Origin of the sequence: Streptococcus mitis, from assembly GCF_047462815.1 — a bacterium.
GTDB classification, from domain to species: domain Bacteria; phylum Bacillota; class Bacilli; order Lactobacillales; family Streptococcaceae; genus Streptococcus; species Streptococcus mitis_DO.
The window spans coordinates 119,026-134,892 of the sequence record NZ_JASHFB010000001.1; the positions used below are offsets into that span (position 1 = coordinate 119,026).

Below are 15,867 nucleotides of genomic sequence, written 5' to 3' on the forward strand. Positions count from 1 at the left end.
CCAGCCCTTTTTTAAAGTGAGAAGAAAAAATGAGTATGTTTTTAGATACAGCTAAGATCAAGGTCAAGGCTGGTAATGGTGGTGATGGCATGGTTGCCTTTCGCCGTGAAAAATATGTCCCTAATGGCGGTCCTTGGGGCGGTGATGGTGGTCGTGGAGGCAATGTCATCTTCGTTGTAGATGAAGGTCTACGTACCCTCATGGATTTCCGCTATAATCGCCATTTTAAGGCTGATTCTGGTGAGAAAGGAATGACCAAAGGGATGCATGGTCGTGGTGCTGAGGACCTTAGAGTTCGAGTACCACAAGGTACGACTGTTCGTGATGCAGAGACTGGCAAGGTTTTGACAGATTTGATTGAACATGGTCAAGAATTTATCGTTGCCCACGGTGGTCGTGGTGGACGTGGAAATATTCGTTTCGCAACACCAAAAAATCCTGCACCGGAAATCTCTGAAAATGGAGAACCAGGTCAGGAACGTGAGTTACAATTGGAACTAAAAATCTTGGCAGATGTCGGCTTAGTAGGATTCCCATCTGTAGGGAAATCAACCCTTTTAAGTGTTATTACCTCAGCTAAACCTAAAATTGGTGCTTACCACTTTACGACCATTGTGCCAAATCTAGGTATGGTTCGCACTCAATCAGGTGAATCCTTTGCAGTAGCTGATTTACCAGGTTTGATTGAAGGAGCTAGTCAAGGTGTTGGTTTGGGGACTCAGTTCCTCCGTCACATTGAGCGTACCCGTGTCATCCTTCATATCATTGATATGTCAGCTAGCGAAGGCCGTGATCCTTATGAGGATTATCTTGCCATCAATAAAGAGCTGGAGTCCTATAATCTTCGCCTTATGGAGCGTCCACAGATTATTGTAGCTAATAAGATGGATATGCCTGAGAGTCAAGAAAATCTTAAAGAATTTAAGAAAAAATTGGCTGAAAATTATGATGAATTTGAAGAGTTACCAGCTATCTTCCCAATTTCTGGTTTGACTAAGCAAGGTCTGGCAACGCTATTGGATGCTACAGCTGAATTGTTAGATAAGACACCAGAATTCTTGCTCTATGATGAGTCAGATATGGAAGAAGAAGCTTATTATGGATTTGACGATGAAGAAAAAGCCTTTGAAATTAGTCGTGATGACGATGCGACATGGGTACTTTCTGGTGAAAAACTGATGAAACTCTTTAATATGACCAACTTTGATCGTGACGAATCAGTCATGAAATTTGCTCGCCAGCTTCGTGGTATGGGAGTTGATGAAGCTCTTCGTGCGCGTGGTGCTAAAGATGGTGATTTGGTCCGCATTGGTAAATTTGAGTTTGAATTTGTAGACTAGGAGATTGATATGGGAGATAAACCGATATCTTTCCGAGATGCGGATGGCAATTTTGTTTCCGCCGCAGACGTTTGGAATGAAAAGAAATTGGAAGAACTATTTAATCGTCTCAATCCAAATCGTGCCCTGAGATTAGCACGAACTAAAAAAGACAATCCATCTTAAATACGTAAGATAAAACTCCAATTATCAGTCAAGTTAACTGTAACAAATAGAAGCTAAGATCGAGAAAGGGCAAAATTTGTCCTTTCTTTTCACTTATAAATTATAATATATTGAAATGGAATATAAACAAATAGACTAGGAAATTCAAATCAAATGACTAACAAGGCTTTATAAGTAGTGTTGTCCTATTCTAGCTTCAAGACACTGTATTTTTTCTATTGAAAAAGAATTTTTTTACAAAAATAGTTGGTTATTTAGTTTATTTATGCTATAATAGGAGCAATTATTTTTAGGAGGTGTCAGTATGTCTTATTTGTTTGAGATATTACCGAGTTTATTGAGCGGTGCAAGCATGACTTTACAGGTTTTTGCACTGGTCTTGATTTTTTCTATTCCCTTGGGCGTTTTGATTGCCTTTGCCTTGCAAGTCCATTGGAAGCTCCTCCATCATCTGATTAACATTTATATCTGGATCATGCGAGGCACACCCTTGCTCTTGCAGTTGATCTTTATCTATTATGTGCTCCCAAGTATTGGGATCCGTTTGGACCGTCTTCCTGCGGCTATCATTGCCTTTGTTCTCAATTATGCGGCTTACTTTGCTGAAATCTTCCGTGGTGGGATTGAGACTATCCCTAAAGGTCAATATGAGGCTGCTAAGGTCTTGAAGTTCAGTCCCTTTGCCACAGTGCGCTATATTATCTTGCCCCAAGTGACCAAGATTGTTCTTCCTAGCGTATTTAACGAAGTCATGAGTTTGGTCAAGGATACTTCCCTGGTTTATGCTCTAGGCATTTCAGACCTTATCTTGGCTAGTCGAACAGCTGCCAACCGTGATGCTAGTCTGGTTCCAATGTTCTTGGCAGGAGCCATTTACTTGATTTTGATTGGTATTGTGACCATTCTTGCCAAAAAAGTTGAGAAGAAGTACAGTTACTATAGATAGGAGGCTACCATGTTAGAATTACGAAATATCAATAAAGGCTTTGGTGAAAAGCAAATTTTGTCCAATTTCAATCTAAAAATTCCTGAAAAGCAAATCCTAGCTATCGTTGGGCCTTCTGGTGGAGGTAAGACAACTCTCTTACGTATGCTTGCGGGTCTTGAAACCATTGATTCAGGGCAAATCTTTTATAATGGAGAACCTTTAGAACTGGATGAATTGGAGAAGCGCAATTTACTGGGATTTGTATTCCAAGATTTTCAACTTTTCCCTCATTTATCAGTTCTAGACAATTTGACCTTATCTCCTGTGAAAACTATGGGAATGAAGCAGGATGAGGCTGAGCAGAAGGCGCGAGGCCTTTTGGAACAATTAGGACTGGCAGGACATGCAGACGCCTATCCTTTCTCACTATCTGGTGGGCAAAAGCAACGGGTGGCCTTGGCACGTGCTATGATGATTGACCCAGAAATCATTGGTTACGATGAACCAACTTCTGCCCTGGATCCAGAATTGCGCTTGGAAGTGGAAAAATTAATCTTGCAAAATAGGGAACTTGGCATGACGCAGATTGTGGTTACCCACGATTTACAGTTCGCTGAAAATATCGCGGATCAGATTCTCAAGGTTGAGCCCAAGTAGGAGGTGCCGATGACTAATAAGAAAATTGCTTTAGTGTTGGTTTCGCTCCTGACTCTCTTTTTAACGGCTTGTACTCAGAAGGCTAGTGATCCAAAGCAAGATAACTGGAATAAGTATCAAGAGCAAAGCAGTATAACCATTGGTTTTGACAATACCTTTGTACCCATGGGATTTGAAGAAAAGAATGGCCAATATACAGGCTTTGATATTGATTTAGCACAAGCTGTCTCTGAGAAATTAGGTTTTAAGGTTCAATTTCAGCCAATCGACTGGGATATGAAGGAGACGGAACTGCAAAATGGGACCATTGATGCCATCTGGAATGGCTATTCTGCCACTGATGAACGCCGAGAAAAGGTTGCCTTTAGCATTCCTTATATGGAAAATCAGCAAGTTTTGGTTGCCAAGAAAGGCCAGCAAATTCGTTCAGTAGAGGATATGAAGGATAAGACCTTGGGAGCCCAAGCCGGATCCTCTGGTTATTTAGACTTTGAAGCCCAGCCAGATTTACTGAAAAATCGTGTCAAAGACCAGAAGACCAATCAATACCAGAGTTTCAATGAAGCCTTGATCGATTTGAAGAATGACCGTATTGATGCCTTGTTGATTGACCGAGTATATGCCAATTATTATCTTCAGTCTGAAGGAATATTAAATGACTATAATGTCTTTTCAGCTGGATTTGAGAGTGAATCTTTTGCTGTAGGTGTCAGACCTGCTGACAAAAGATTACTGCAAGCTTTAAATCAATCCTTTGTTGAACTACATCAAGAAGGGAAGTTCCAGGAAATCAGCCAAAAATGGTTTGGAGAAGATGTAGCAACCAAAGAAGTGAAAAGTAGAGATTGAGTTTTTACTCAGTCTTTTTTGCATCAAAAAATCCTCTGGCAAATACCAGAGGATAAGAGTTTATTTCATTGTTGGGAAGAGCAATACGTCACGGATAGTAGTTGTATCAGTGAGGAGCATGCAGAGACGGTCGATACCGATTCCCAAACCACCTGTTGGTGGCATACCGTATTCAAGAGCTTCAATGTAGTCGTAGTCGATACCTGTAGCTTCATCATCACCAAGTTCTTTAGCTTTAGCTTGGGTTTCAAAACGGCTAAGTTGATCGATTGGATCGTTGAGCTCAGTAAAGGCATTACCGTACTCCTTAGTCATGATGAAGAGTTCGAAACGGTCAGTAAAGCGTTCGTCTTCAGGATTCTTCTTAGCAAGTGGAGATACAGCTACTGGATGTCCATAGACAAAGGTTGGTTGGATCAAGGTTTCTTCAACAAACTCTTCAAAGAAGGCATTGATAATGTGGCCAACTTCAGTGTAGTGTTTCTCAACTGGAACTTTCTTCTCAGCAGCGATAGCTTTGGCTTCCTCGAAAGTCATGTCTTGCCAGAAATCTACACCAGTAATTTCCTTGATAGCATCCACCATGTGAACACGCTTAAATGGTTCATTGATTTTGATTTCAGTTCCTTGGTAGTTAACTGGGCCTTCGCCTTTGACAGCTTTAGCAGCATGTTGGATAATGCCTTCCGTCAAGTCCATGATGTCTTGGAAGTCTGCATAAGCTTGGTAGACTTCGATAGAAGTAAATTCAGGGTTATGAGTAGCATCCATTCCTTCGTTACGGAAGATACGGCCAATTTCATAAACGCGTTCCATACCACCTACGATTAGGCGTTTCAAGTGAAGCTCAGTCGCGATACGAAGCACCATGTCAATGTTTTGGGCATTGTGGTGAGTGATAAATGGACGGGCAGAAGCACCACCAGCTTCGTTATGAAGAACAGGTGTTTCCACTTCAAGGAAACCTTTTTGATCAAGGTAACGACGGATTTCAGAAATGATTTTTGAACGAGTGACAAAGCGCTCAAAGCTTTCACGGTTAGAAATCAAGTCAAGGTAACGTTTACGGTAAATTGTTTCAACGTCTGTCAAACCATGGAATTTCTCTGGTAGAGGACGAAGAGCCTTAGACAAGTGTGTGATGTGAGTAGCCTTGATAGAGAGTTCTCCCATATCTGTACGCATCACTTCGCCTTCGACACCAAGGAAGTCACCAAGGTCTGCTTTTTTGAAGATTTCATAGTTTTCTTCACCGACAGCATCCTTACGAACGTAGATCTGGATTTGACCTTCGCGGTCTTGAAGGTGGGCAAAACCTACTTTACCTTTACCACGTTTGGTTACCAAGCGTCCTGCGATAGTAGCTGTTTCGTTTTTATCGTGTAATTGTTCTTTATCGAGATCAGCAAATTTATCTTTTAATTCTTGTGAATTTGCAGTGCGTTCAAAGCGTTTTCCGAAAGGATCAATTCCTTGTTCACGGAGCGCAGCCATTTTTTCACGGCGAACGATCTGCTGGTCATTTAGTTCTTCCATATGTTCTGTTGACATGGGATCCTCCTAGTTTTACTCAAAATTGAATACGATGAGTCATTTTTTGCGATACTCCCATTTTATCATAAATAAGCAAGAAATTCACGGATAATCTTTCAAAACTAAAAAGAACTTGACGCTATAATCAAGTCCTGTTATTGATAGGAAGTATCATTCCAAGTATCGAGAGTAAATGTTTCAAAATCATGGGTTTCTAGAATGGTCAGGCTGGCGTTTGCTAGACCGCCATCTTTACGAAGAAGTGGTTCTTTATATCCTAGAAGAGTACGAAGACTGGCAGTGAGATTAGCACCGTGACCGACAATTAGAATACGCTCAGCCGGACTATCTTTTAATGATTTGATAAATTGGATGGTCCGTTGTGTTGTGCTATAGAGGGATTCGGCTCCAAACATTTGAGTGTCAAATTGAGCAAGATTAGATCGGAAAGCTTTGATTTGTTGCGGGTAAATAGCTTCCAAGGTTGCGATTTTCAAACCTTCTAATTTCCCCAGTTGCCATTCACGGAGATTAGGAACACTTTCTAAAGGACAGGACACCTTGAGTTGACTTTGGATAATCTCGGCAGATCTGATCGCTCGAGGTAAATCACTTGAATAAATCTGATCAAAAGGAACATCCTTAAGATACTGGCCTAGTTGTTTTAGGGTTTCAATGGATTCAGGAAGAAGGGGAGAATCTCCACTAGCACCTTGAAAGCGACCTTCCTGATTCCAGACCGTACGGCCGTGGCGGACAAAGTAGAGTTTCATTATTTGATGTCCTCCAAGATATCTACAAAGTCAGCCTTTACAAAGCTAGCCAAGTCTTGTGGTGCGACGATAATGCTGTGACCAACTTCCCCAGCAGAGACAATCATTTGATCCAAGTCTAGAGCTATCTTATCGATAAAAATGGGGTAATTGTGTTTCTGACGAATTCCGACAGGATTATTGGCTCCATGAATATAACCTGTTGTTTTTTCCAAGTCTTTTTGTGGAATCATGCTCACTTTTTTATTGCCAGAAATTTTAGCTAGTTTCTTTTCAGACAAGTGTTGGGTGATAGGGACAATTCCGATAACCGGTCCTGTTTTATCTCCCAAAAGAGCCAAGGTTTTGAAAATCTGATCTCGTTCATAACCTTGAGGAAGTTCTCCTTCTAGGGCATTGATTTGAATCCCCTGATGTGGGATACCTGCTTTAGATAGGATTTGTTCCACCAATGTTTTTTTGATTTTAACTTTTTTTGCCATTATTTATACTTATCCTCCAATTGGCTCATCCAAATACCAAGCCAGATTCCCAGTGCAAAGAAGAAGGCGATGATGACATATCCAACAAGTGAAAGGCCTGTGTATTGGATACTCTCAGCGTTTCCTGCATTTGGAATCAAGATCAAAAGGGTGCTTGATAAGACGATTCCGATGATGAAATGATAGACGCGTGAGTGATAGTTATTTAAGGCATAATCCATCAATTTTGAAAAAATGATGAGAGTTGCACCTGCCCCAATTCCAATCGGGAAGAAGGTTCCCAAGAGATCAAAGGTTTTAAAACCTGTCAGCATAGGAGCATAGAGGCCCAAAATCAAAAGTAGATTTGATGGACTGAGGCCAGGAACCAATACACCAAGGGCCAATAGTGCGCCTGCTAGGACGAAGTTAAGAAAGCTGGCACTTAAGGTTCCAACAACAAAATTTAAGGCATAGAGTCCTAGTCCAGAAATGATAAAGGTTGCCCAGAACCAAGCTAAATCAATCTTGTCTCGGTTAGATTCTCGAGTTGATTCTTTGAGGAGGCTAGGAACAGTACCAATGATAGCCCCCGCAAAGCTCCATAAGACAAAGACCTGATAATTTTCAAGCAGGTATTCAATCGGGTAGGAAAATAATCCTATTCCCAGAAGCATACCGATGGCAACTGGAATAAAGTACAAAACATTTTCTTTAAAGTCTTTAAAGGGGTGGGCCAGAAAGCCAATCATCCGTTCATAAATTCCTAAGATTGCTGCTAGAACCCCTCCGGAAATTCCCGGTAGGATAAATCCAAGAGCAATTACAATCCCTTTAATAAGGCGTGCTAACCATGAGAGCATATTTTTCCTCCAACTATTTCTATTTCAAAAAATCCTTACTATATTGTATCACAATCAAACACAAAAAGAAAAAGCAAATGCTAAACAAATGCTTTTAAGGTTTTAAAAAGAGTTTTCTAAAGGTTTCTTCTTTGTTTTTTAAGGAAGAAATGACGTTGATATCTAAATCGTGGTCAAAGCCAGCAATTTTTCCTTTAGAAGTGTACTGGTGGATGTCGTAATCTAAGTCCGTATTAGGTTTGCTTTCGAAAAATCCAGTATTTGAACCGTATGAAGGAATCCAAACAGAGGTAAATTTGCCTGTATCAATACTGTGTTCTTCCATGAAGTAGACCCCAACGTAGATGCCGATATTTTTTGCACCAAGTGATTCTAGCTTTGCTCGAAAGGCTTCAACACCCTCGTTCATATTGGACATGGTTTTTTCTTCCACGTCTAGCCAATAATAACTAGGGCTGTATGGTGAAGAGGCGTTATAAAAAACTTCAGCGGCTTTTTCCATTTCTTGGACACTTTTTCCAGCTAAATAAGCATAGACACCAACTGGGACATTTCGTTTTTGAAACTCCGTGATATGGGTTTTAAAGGCCTTATCTACCCCATTAACAAAGGCTGCATCGTTCTCTTTGGACGTTTGAGCGCCACTATGGACGCGAACAATAGCTCCAGAAATGTTTTGGGACAGAGTATCGTAATTTATTTCCTCAGGACGCTGCCAACCAGAAACATCAATTACCGGTTTATCTATATTGTGTAGCGCTTGTGTTTCTACTTGCGCGATATTTGACTTTGTTTTTACAGGATGGTCCTCAAAACGAGGGCGATTCAGGATTAAAATGAAAATCATAATCCCAAAAAAACCAAATAAAATAAGCGGATTAATTTTCTTTCTCATATCTCATAATTTTACCTTAAAAATGAAAAAAAATCAAAAAAAATACTCAAAAAATGGGTTAAGAAAAGGATTTTGGAGCATTTTTTCATTCAAGGGAGCGGAATGATTTGAAATATGGTATAATAAAAGGGAATTTCTAGAGAAAAGAGAAGATTATGTCAAATTATGCCATTATTTTAGCAGCGGGTAAAGGGACTCGCATGAAATCTGATTTGCCAAAAGTTTTGCACAAGGTTGCGGGTATTTCTATGCTGGAACATGTTTTCCGTAGTGTGGGAGCTATCCAACCTGAAAAGACAGTAACAGTTGTCGGACACAAGGCAGAATTGGTTGAAGAGGTCTTGGCTGGACAGACAGAATTTGTGACTCAATCTGAACAGTTAGGAACTGGCCATGCAGTTATGATGACAGAGCCAATCTTAGAAGGTTTGTCAGGTCACACCTTGGTCATCGCAGGAGATACTCCTTTAATCACAGGTGAAAGCTTGAAAAACTTGATTGATTTCCATATCAATCATAAAAATGTGGCGACTATCTTGACTGCTGAAACGGATAATCCTTTTGGCTATGGACGAATTGTGCGTAATGACAATGCTGAAGTTCTTCGCATTGTTGAGCAGAAGGATGCTACAGATTTTGAAAAGCAAATCAAGGAAATCAACACTGGAACATATGTTTTTGACAACGAGCGTTTGTTTGAGGCTTTGAAAAATATCAATACCAACAACGCTCAAGGTGAATACTATATTACAGATGTCATTGGCATTTTCCGTGAAGCTGGTGAAAAAGTTGGCGCTTATACTTTGAAAGATTTTGATGAGAGTCTTGGGGTAAATGACCGTGTGGCTCTTGCGACAGCTGAGTCAGTCATGCGTCGTCGCATCAATCACCAACACATGGTCAACGGTGTTAGCTTTGTCAATCCAGAAGCAACTTATATCGATATTGATGTTGAGATTGCTCCTGAAGTTCAAATCGAAGCCAATGTTACCTTGAAGGGGCAAACGAAAATTGGTGCTGAGACTGTTTTGACAAATGGAACTTATGTAGTGGATAGCACTATCGGAGCAAGAGCTGTTATTACCAATTCTATGATTGAAGAAAGCAATGTTGCAGACGGAGTGACAGTCGGTCCTTACGCCCACATTCGTCCAGGTTCAAGTCTGGGTGCCCAAGTTCATATTGGTAACTTTGTTGAGGTGAAAGGTTCTTCTATCGGCGAGAATACTAAGGCTGGTCATTTGACTTATATCGGAAACTGTGAAGTGGGTAGCAAGGTTAATTTTGGTGCAGGAACCATTACAGTCAACTATGACGGCAAAAACAAATACAAGACAGTCATCGGTAACAATGTCTTTGTTGGTTCAAATTCAACCATTATTGCGCCAGTTGAGTTAGGTGACAATTCCCTCGTTGGAGCTGGTTCAACTATAACCAAAGACGTTCCAGCAGATGCGATTGCCATCGGCCGCGGTCGTCAGGTCAATAAAGACGAATATGCAACTCGCCTTCCTCATCATCCTAAGAATCAGTAGGAGCCTATCATGGAATTTGAAGAAAAAACACTTAGCCGAAAAGAAATCTATCAAGGACCAATTTTTAAACTGGTTCAAGATCAGGTTGAATTACCAGAAGGCAAGGGAACTGCCCAACGCGATTTGATTTTCCACAATGGAGCTGTCTGCGTTTTAGCTGTAACAGATGAACAAAAACTCATCTTGGTCAAGCAGTACCGCAAAGCTATTGAGGCTGTCTCTTACGAAATTCCAGCTGGAAAATTGGAAGTAGGAGAAAATACAGCCCCTGTTGCAGCAGCTCTGCGTGAATTAGAGGAAGAAACAGCTTATACAGGGAAGTTAGAACTCTTGTACGATTTTTATTCAGCTATTGGCTTTTGTAATGAAAAGTTAAAACTATACCTAGCAAGCGATTTGACAAAGGTGGAAAATCCACGTCCGCAGGATGAAGATGAAACCTTGGAAGTCCTTGAAGTGAGCCTAGAAGAAGCTAAGGAATTGATCCAATCAGGTCATATTTGTGATGCCAAGACAATTATGGCTGTTCAATACTGGGAATTGCACAAAAAATAGAGGAGGTCAGTATGAGTAAACCTTTATTAACGGATGAAATGATTGAAAGAGCTAATAGAGGCGAAAAAATTTCAGGTCCCCCTTTGCTAGATGATGAGGAGACTAAGGTTTTACCAACCTCTTCTTCCCGTTTTGGTTATGCCAATCCTAAGGGACATAGCTTTAGCCAAGAAACCTTGAAGATTCAGGTCGAACCGTCTATTCATAAAAGCCGTCGCATTGAAAATACCAAGAGAAATGTCTTTAATTCTAAACTGAATAAAATCTTATTTGCAGTCATCTTTCTCTTGATTTTGCTTGTCTTAGCAATGAAACTTTTGTAATAGAAAAGGAATGGAAATGAAAATAGGAATTATTGCGGCTATGCCAGAAGAACTGGCGTATCTGGTCCAGCATTTAGACAATGCCCAAGAGCAAGTTGTTTTGGGGAATACCTATCATACAGGCACCATTGCCTCGCATGAAGTCGTTCTTGTAGAAAGTGGAATTGGTAAAGTCATGTCTGCTATGAGTGTGGCGATTTTGGCTGACCATTTCCAAGTAGATGCTTTGATTAATACGGGATCTGCTGGAGCAGTAGCAGAAGGTATTGCTGTTGGGGATGTTGTGATTGCTGACAAATTAGCCTATCATGATGTGGATGTCACAGCTTTTGGTTATGCTTATGGACAAATGGCGCAACAACCGCTTTATTTCGAATCAGACAAAATCTTTGTTGCCAAAATCCAAGAGAGTTTATCTCAATTGGATCAAAACTGGTATCTTGGTTTGATTGCTACAGGAGACAGTTTTGTTGCTGGAAATGACAAGATAGAAGCGATTAAATCTCATTTCCCAGATGTTTTAGCCGTTGAGATGGAGGGGGCAGCTATTGCTCAAGCAGCGCATGCCCTTAATCTCCCAGTTTTAGTCATTCGAGCTATGAGTGACAATGCCAACCATGAAGCAAACATCTCTTTTGATGAGTTTATTATCGAAGCTGGACGTCGCTCTGCTCAAGTCTTATTAGCCTTTTTGAAGGCTTTAGATTAAGCGGAAATTTGACAGTTTTTCTAGCTTATGATAAGATTTAAGTAAAGAAAAGCTAGAAAACGTTTCAGAGGATATTATGAGTATTGAAATGACCGTCAGTGAGATTGCAGAGGTCTTAGGATTATCTCGCCAAGCAATCAATAACCGTGTCAAAGAATTACCAGAAGAAGACACAGATAAAAATGACAAAGGGGTAACAGTCGTTACCAGAAGTGGCTTGATTAAGCTAGAAGAAATCTATAAAAAAACGATTTTTGAAGATGAGCCTGTCAGTGAAGATGTCAAGCAACGTGAACTGATGGAGATTCTGGTTGATGAGAAGAATGCAGAAATTCTTCGTCTCTATGAACAATTAAAAGCCAAGGATCGTCAGTTATCAGAAAAAGACGAGCAGATGCGTATCAAAGACCGTCAGATTGCTGAGAAAGACAAACAACTCGATCAGCAGCAACAATTGACACTTCAAGCCATGAAGGATCAAGAAAACCTTAAGCTAGAGCTGGACCAAGCAAAAGAAGAAGTTCAATCCACTAAGAAAGGCTTTTTTGCTCGTTTATTTGGAGGATAATCAAGGAGCTGTTTAGGTTAAATGCTAACCTGATGGCTTCTTTTGTTTCTAAATAGTATAGTTGCTCAAGTAATACTCAATGAAAATCAAAGAGCAAACTAGGAAACTAGCCGCAGGCTGTACTTGAGTACGGCAAGGCGACGTTGACGTGGTTTGAAGAGATTTTCGAAGAGTATAAAATAACAGTATAGGAGAGGTAGAAAATGGAACGATTAGAAGATTACATTGCTTTTGACTTAGAATTTAATCAGCATGAAGGACAAACACACTTGATTCAAGTATCGGCAGTGCGTTTTAGAGATGGTCGGGAAATCGACGCCTATGATTCCTATGTCCATACTAGTGTGCCTCTAAAGAGTTTTATCAATGGATTGACGGGAATTACAGCTGAGACCTTAAAAGATGCTCCTCCAGTGGAGGAAGTTATAAAGGAATTCCAAGAGTTTGTGGGTTCTTTGCCGATGATAGGCTACAATGCTGTTAAAAGTGATTTACCTATTTTAGTGGAGCATGGTTTAGATTACAGCCAACAGTACAAGGTTGATCTGTATGATGAAGCTTTTGAACGTCGCAGTTCGGATTTACATGGTATTGCCAATCTCAAATTGCAAACTGTTGCCTCATTTCTTGGATTTCAAGGTCAGTCTCATAATAGCTTGGAGGATGCTCGTATGACGGCGCGTGTTTACGAGTCCTTCTTAGAGTCAGATCAAGCTAGAGAATTGTTAGAGACAGAAAGTAGTCTTTCAAACAATCCTTTTGGAGGCTTGGACTTGTCTCAATTATTTGACTAGGAGTGACTATGAAACCTGAAAAACCTAAAAATCTAGGTTTTAAGCAGATATACTTTAATCTAGATAAAATTCTCTTTCTCTTTTTCTTGATATTCATGATGATTGAGTTTGTCTGGTTACCACTTAATTCTTGGATTGCTGGACTTTTACTCCGTCAGACAGGTTATCTCTTTCTTTCATACAACAATATTTTTGCCATTATAAAAGGGTCGCCATTTGTTAGTCTTGCTTTATTTGTTCTGGTAATCGTTAATTTACTGATCGCCTATTACCAGATAGGACTTCTCTTTATCGGAGCTCGACACCTCCTCTATCACGAAAGGAGGACCTTGCTGGAGTACAGTCGCAAGGTCTTTCGCCAAAGTTTCTTATTTATGAGACAAGTGACGATTTCCAAAATGGCCTTTATCTTCTTTTATGTCATGATGCTCTTTCCATTGATTCGAAAGATTTTAAAGATTTATTACCTCAATAAAATTGTCATTCCGGACTTTATTGTTGATTATGTGGAAGACAAGTATTGGCTTGTAGGTATAGTGGTTACTATTCTGGCTTTACTTCTGTTTTATATTTCAGTGCGTTTCATGTTTGCCCTACCTCAGCTTTTATTTGAGAAAAAAACAGTCAAAGAAGCAGTCAGATACAGTCTAGAGAAGACAAGAAAGCACTCATGGTTTTATATTTGGAACTTGCTTTGGATTATCGTCAAAACCTACCTATTTTTCATTCTTTTATTGATTCCAATCTTGGCAAGTCAGGCACTGATGGATGGTTTGACCCATAGGGAATCTCTTGTGCTGGGAATTATCAACTTTGTTTTAATCAAGAATTTCCACTATATGGCCTTGACTTACTTTCTCATTAAGTTTGTTTCCTTCTTAACAGGAGAAGAACTAGAAATCACACCAAGGAGAAAGAAAGACCACTGGATGAGATGGGGAGTGATGGGCTGTGCTTGTATCTTTTTCACTCTTGAGGGTTATGTTTATTTAGAAGCTCCAGTCGCCAATAAACCTTTAATCATTTCTCATCGCGGTGTTTCAGATAAAAATGGTGTTCAAAATACCGTCCAATCACTAGAAAAAACCGCTCAGTTATCTCCAGATTTCGTTGAGACAGATGTTCAGGAAACAAAAGATGGCCAGTTTGTCATGATGCATGATGCTAATATCAAGAATCTGACAGGAGTTAATGCCAATCCACAGGATTTAACCTTGGAAGAATTAACTAAACTTGATATTTCTGAAAATGGCTATCATAGCAAGGTGTCTAGTTTTGATGACTATCTCAATAAAGCCAATGAATTGCATCAGAAACTTCTTATTGAGATTAAAACCAGTCGAAAAGATAGCCCAGATATGATGAAACGCTTTATGGAAAAATATGGAACGGTTCTTAAGCAGAATGGTCACCAAATGCAGTCCTTAGACTACCATGTGATTGACCAGGTGTTGGCCTATGACTCACAAATTCCAGTTTATTTCATTCTACCTTACAATAGTATCTTTCCAAGAACGAAAGCTACAGGTTACACCATGGAGTATTCAACTTTAGATGAAAATTTTGTCAACAAGCTTTGGAATACCGATCAAAAATTGTACGTGTGGACCATCAATAGTTCAGAGTCCTTTGATAAATCTGTTCAGCTAGGAGCTGATGGCATGATAACGGATGATTTGGAAATGATTCAAGATCAAGTTACCATTGCCCAAGAAGACCCAGAGTATACTGAATTGCTTTTCAAACAGGCCATGGAATTCTTTAATTTTTAGTAAGCAAAAAGAGGTTGAGCAAAAAATCACCTCTAAAATATCAAAAAAACGAGCGATGTATCAGTTGGATATGCTCGTTTTATTATGCCATGGTTTATAATTGATACCCAATGAAAATCAAAGAGCAAACTAGGAAGCTAGTCGCAGGTTGCTCAAAGTACAACTTTGAGGTTGCAGATAAAACTGACGAAGTCAGTAACATACGTACGGTAAGGTGATGCTGACGTGGTTTGAAGAGATTTTCGAAGAGTATGAAATAAGAATAAAACAGGAAGTAATGCCTATGAAGTGGTTGAACTAGGTTATTTATGTCAGATGTAAAAGGGTTACTAACTTCTGCGTGAAGAAGGCTTTTGAATTTATGTCAAACAGAAAATGGATGTTTTCCCTTTTGGGGCAGATGAGAGAGTATTTTTGGCATGTGCAGAGTTTATGTTAGAAATAAATAAACTGTCATAACATCGCTAGGATTCATCTTTATGAGTATGAATCTCACAAAATTGGTCAAGAATCTAGCATCTAAAACATCAATTATACAAAAACACAGTTTCTCTTTAGCTTGATTGTGGTCAAGACAGAAGTTACTGCGCAGTTTTATTTTTTGAGTTGATTTTTCTTAGATCATGTGCTTACTGAGGATTGCTTTTATTTTCTGAAGTTGGCGGATTGACCTGTTTTTCGTTTTCAGTAGCAGGTTTACTTGGAGTAGGAGCAGGAGTAGAAGAATCCTGAGTTGATGTTTTCTGCTCTTCTTTTTTCTCTTCCTTGACGCTAGATTTTGGCGTTTCTTCTTGTTGTGTTTTTTCTTGAGAGGTGTGATTTTCCTTATTGGGACTAGTATTTTCCTTAGGGGATTCTTTTTGAATTTCTTTGACAATAGTTGTCGTCTGGCTTGTCGTAGGTTCTTTTTTAGTATTTTTGTTATTATCCAAGGCGTTCATGATAGTGATACTTGCGGTAATCAAGCCAAGGATACTAGCGATTGTAGCAACGGTTTTTTGAAAGACCGTAAAGCCTTTTTTGATGTGTTCTGTTTTTGGTTTTGAAGTTCTACGATAATTAGACATACATTCTCTCCTTTAATTAAAATTTATTATACCGCATTTCTTTAAAAAAATCTTAAAAAAAGAGGAATTGCCCTTTCTTG

18 protein-coding genes and 1 pseudogene are annotated in these 15,867 nt (G+C 39.6%); 13 read left to right on the forward strand and 6 right to left on the reverse strand.

Annotation, left to right across the window (positions count from 1 at the left end):
- Positions 1-29: 29 nt before the first annotated feature.
- The 5 genes from obgE (at position 30) to QM865_RS00615 (ending at position 3,939) form a co-directional block, all read left to right on the forward strand.
- Entirely contained in the window at positions 30-1,340 is a 1,311-nt protein-coding gene (gene obgE, locus QM865_RS00595) for a GTPase ObgE (RefSeq protein WP_414305784.1), read from the forward strand.
- Positions 1,341-1,349: 9 nt separating this feature from the next.
- Positions 1,350-1,505 carry a hypothetical protein gene (locus QM865_RS00600; RefSeq protein WP_000502580.1) on the forward strand — a complete coding sequence of 52 codons (156 nt, stop codon included), beginning with the start codon at positions 1,350-1,352 and terminating at the stop codon, positions 1,503-1,505.
- Positions 1,506-1,809: 304 nt separating this feature from the next.
- Complete coding sequence (locus QM865_RS00605; RefSeq protein WP_049532864.1) at positions 1,810-2,451, forward strand: amino acid ABC transporter permease; 642 nt, start codon at positions 1,810-1,812, stop codon at positions 2,449-2,451.
- A gap of 9 nt (positions 2,452-2,460) precedes the next feature.
- Positions 2,461-3,090: an amino acid ABC transporter ATP-binding protein gene (locus QM865_RS00610; RefSeq protein ID WP_261097298.1), complete on the forward strand. Its 630-nt coding sequence runs from the start codon at positions 2,461-2,463 to the stop codon at positions 3,088-3,090.
- A 9-nt stretch (positions 3,091-3,099) separates the two neighbouring features.
- A complete protein-coding gene (locus QM865_RS00615; protein WP_414305785.1) occupies positions 3,100-3,939 on the forward strand; it encodes an amino acid ABC transporter substrate-binding protein in 840 nt (279 codons plus the stop codon).
- Positions 3,940-3,999: 60 nt separating this feature from the next.
- On the opposite strand, the gene lysS is transcribed toward QM865_RS00615, so the two are convergent.
- From lysS to QM865_RS00640, 5 genes are all read right to left on the reverse strand, one after another.
- The gene (lysS, locus tag QM865_RS00620; RefSeq protein WP_414305786.1) at positions 4,000-5,490 is read right to left on the reverse strand and encodes a lysine--tRNA ligase; all 1,491 of its coding nucleotides are present in this window, start codon (positions 5,488-5,490) and stop codon (positions 4,000-4,002) included.
- Between the two features lie 137 nt (positions 5,491-5,627).
- The gene (locus QM865_RS00625; RefSeq protein ID WP_414305787.1) at positions 5,628-6,245 is read right to left on the reverse strand and encodes a histidine phosphatase family protein; all 618 of its coding nucleotides are present in this window, start codon (positions 6,243-6,245) and stop codon (positions 5,628-5,630) included.
- Complete coding sequence (locus tag QM865_RS00630; protein ID WP_414305788.1) at positions 6,245-6,727, reverse strand: aminoacyl-tRNA deacylase; 483 nt, start codon at positions 6,725-6,727, stop codon at positions 6,245-6,247. Before QM865_RS00630 ends, QM865_RS00625 begins: the two co-directional genes overlap by 1 nt.
- The gene (locus tag QM865_RS00635; RefSeq protein ID WP_153193307.1) at positions 6,727-7,569 is read right to left on the reverse strand and encodes a DUF368 domain-containing protein; all 843 of its coding nucleotides are present in this window, start codon (positions 7,567-7,569) and stop codon (positions 6,727-6,729) included. The genes QM865_RS00630 and QM865_RS00635 overlap by 1 nt, the downstream gene beginning before the upstream one ends.
- Positions 7,570-7,663: 94 nt before the next feature.
- Positions 7,664-8,464 (reverse strand): glycoside hydrolase family 25 protein, encoded by an 801-nt coding sequence (locus QM865_RS00640; protein WP_033676900.1) that lies wholly within the window; start codon positions 8,462-8,464, stop codon positions 7,664-7,666.
- Positions 8,465-8,619: 155 nt separating this feature from the next.
- Between QM865_RS00640 and glmU the strand changes: the two genes are divergently transcribed.
- The 8 genes and pseudogenes from glmU to QM865_RS00680 form a co-directional block, all read left to right on the forward strand.
- Positions 8,620-9,999 carry a bifunctional UDP-N-acetylglucosamine diphosphorylase/glucosamine-1-phosphate N-acetyltransferase GlmU gene (glmU, locus tag QM865_RS00645; RefSeq protein WP_414305789.1) on the forward strand — a complete coding sequence of 460 codons (1,380 nt, stop codon included), beginning with the start codon at positions 8,620-8,622 and terminating at the stop codon, positions 9,997-9,999.
- Between the two features lie 9 nt (positions 10,000-10,008).
- Complete coding sequence (locus QM865_RS00650) at positions 10,009-10,554, forward strand: NUDIX hydrolase (protein ID WP_414305790.1); 546 nt, start codon at positions 10,009-10,011, stop codon at positions 10,552-10,554.
- Positions 10,555-10,565: 11 nt separating this feature from the next.
- A complete protein-coding gene (gene macP / locus QM865_RS00655; RefSeq protein ID WP_371641369.1) occupies positions 10,566-10,877 on the forward strand; it encodes a cell wall synthase accessory phosphoprotein MacP in 312 nt (103 codons plus the stop codon).
- 16 nt (positions 10,878-10,893) lie between these two features.
- Positions 10,894-11,586, forward strand: coding sequence for a 5'-methylthioadenosine/adenosylhomocysteine nucleosidase (locus QM865_RS00660; protein ID WP_414305814.1), 693 nt, complete (start codon positions 10,894-10,896; stop codon positions 11,584-11,586).
- Positions 11,587-11,662: 76 nt separating this feature from the next.
- Positions 11,663-12,154, forward strand: a complete 492-nt coding sequence (gene rocS / locus QM865_RS00665) for a chromosome segregation protein RocS (protein WP_000021242.1) — start codon at positions 11,663-11,665, stop codon at positions 12,152-12,154.
- A gap of 203 nt (positions 12,155-12,357) precedes the next feature.
- A complete protein-coding gene (locus QM865_RS00670; protein ID WP_261023909.1) occupies positions 12,358-12,948 on the forward strand; it encodes a 3'-5' exonuclease in 591 nt (196 codons plus the stop codon).
- A gap of 8 nt (positions 12,949-12,956) precedes the next feature.
- The gene (locus QM865_RS00675) at positions 12,957-14,720 is read left to right on the forward strand and encodes a glycerophosphoryl diester phosphodiesterase membrane domain-containing protein (RefSeq protein ID WP_414305791.1); all 1,764 of its coding nucleotides are present in this window, start codon (positions 12,957-12,959) and stop codon (positions 14,718-14,720) included.
- Between the two features lie 357 nt (positions 14,721-15,077).
- Positions 15,078-15,330 (forward strand): annotated as a pseudogene (locus tag QM865_RS00680) (IS5/IS1182 family transposase); the annotation flags it as partial.
- A 19-nt stretch (positions 15,331-15,349) separates the two neighbouring features.
- On the opposite strand, the gene QM865_RS00685 reads toward QM865_RS00680, so the two are convergent.
- The gene (locus tag QM865_RS00685; protein WP_101785080.1) at positions 15,350-15,787 is read right to left on the reverse strand and encodes a DUF6556 family protein; all 438 of its coding nucleotides are present in this window, start codon (positions 15,785-15,787) and stop codon (positions 15,350-15,352) included.
- Between the last annotated feature and the right edge of the window lie 80 nt (positions 15,788-15,867).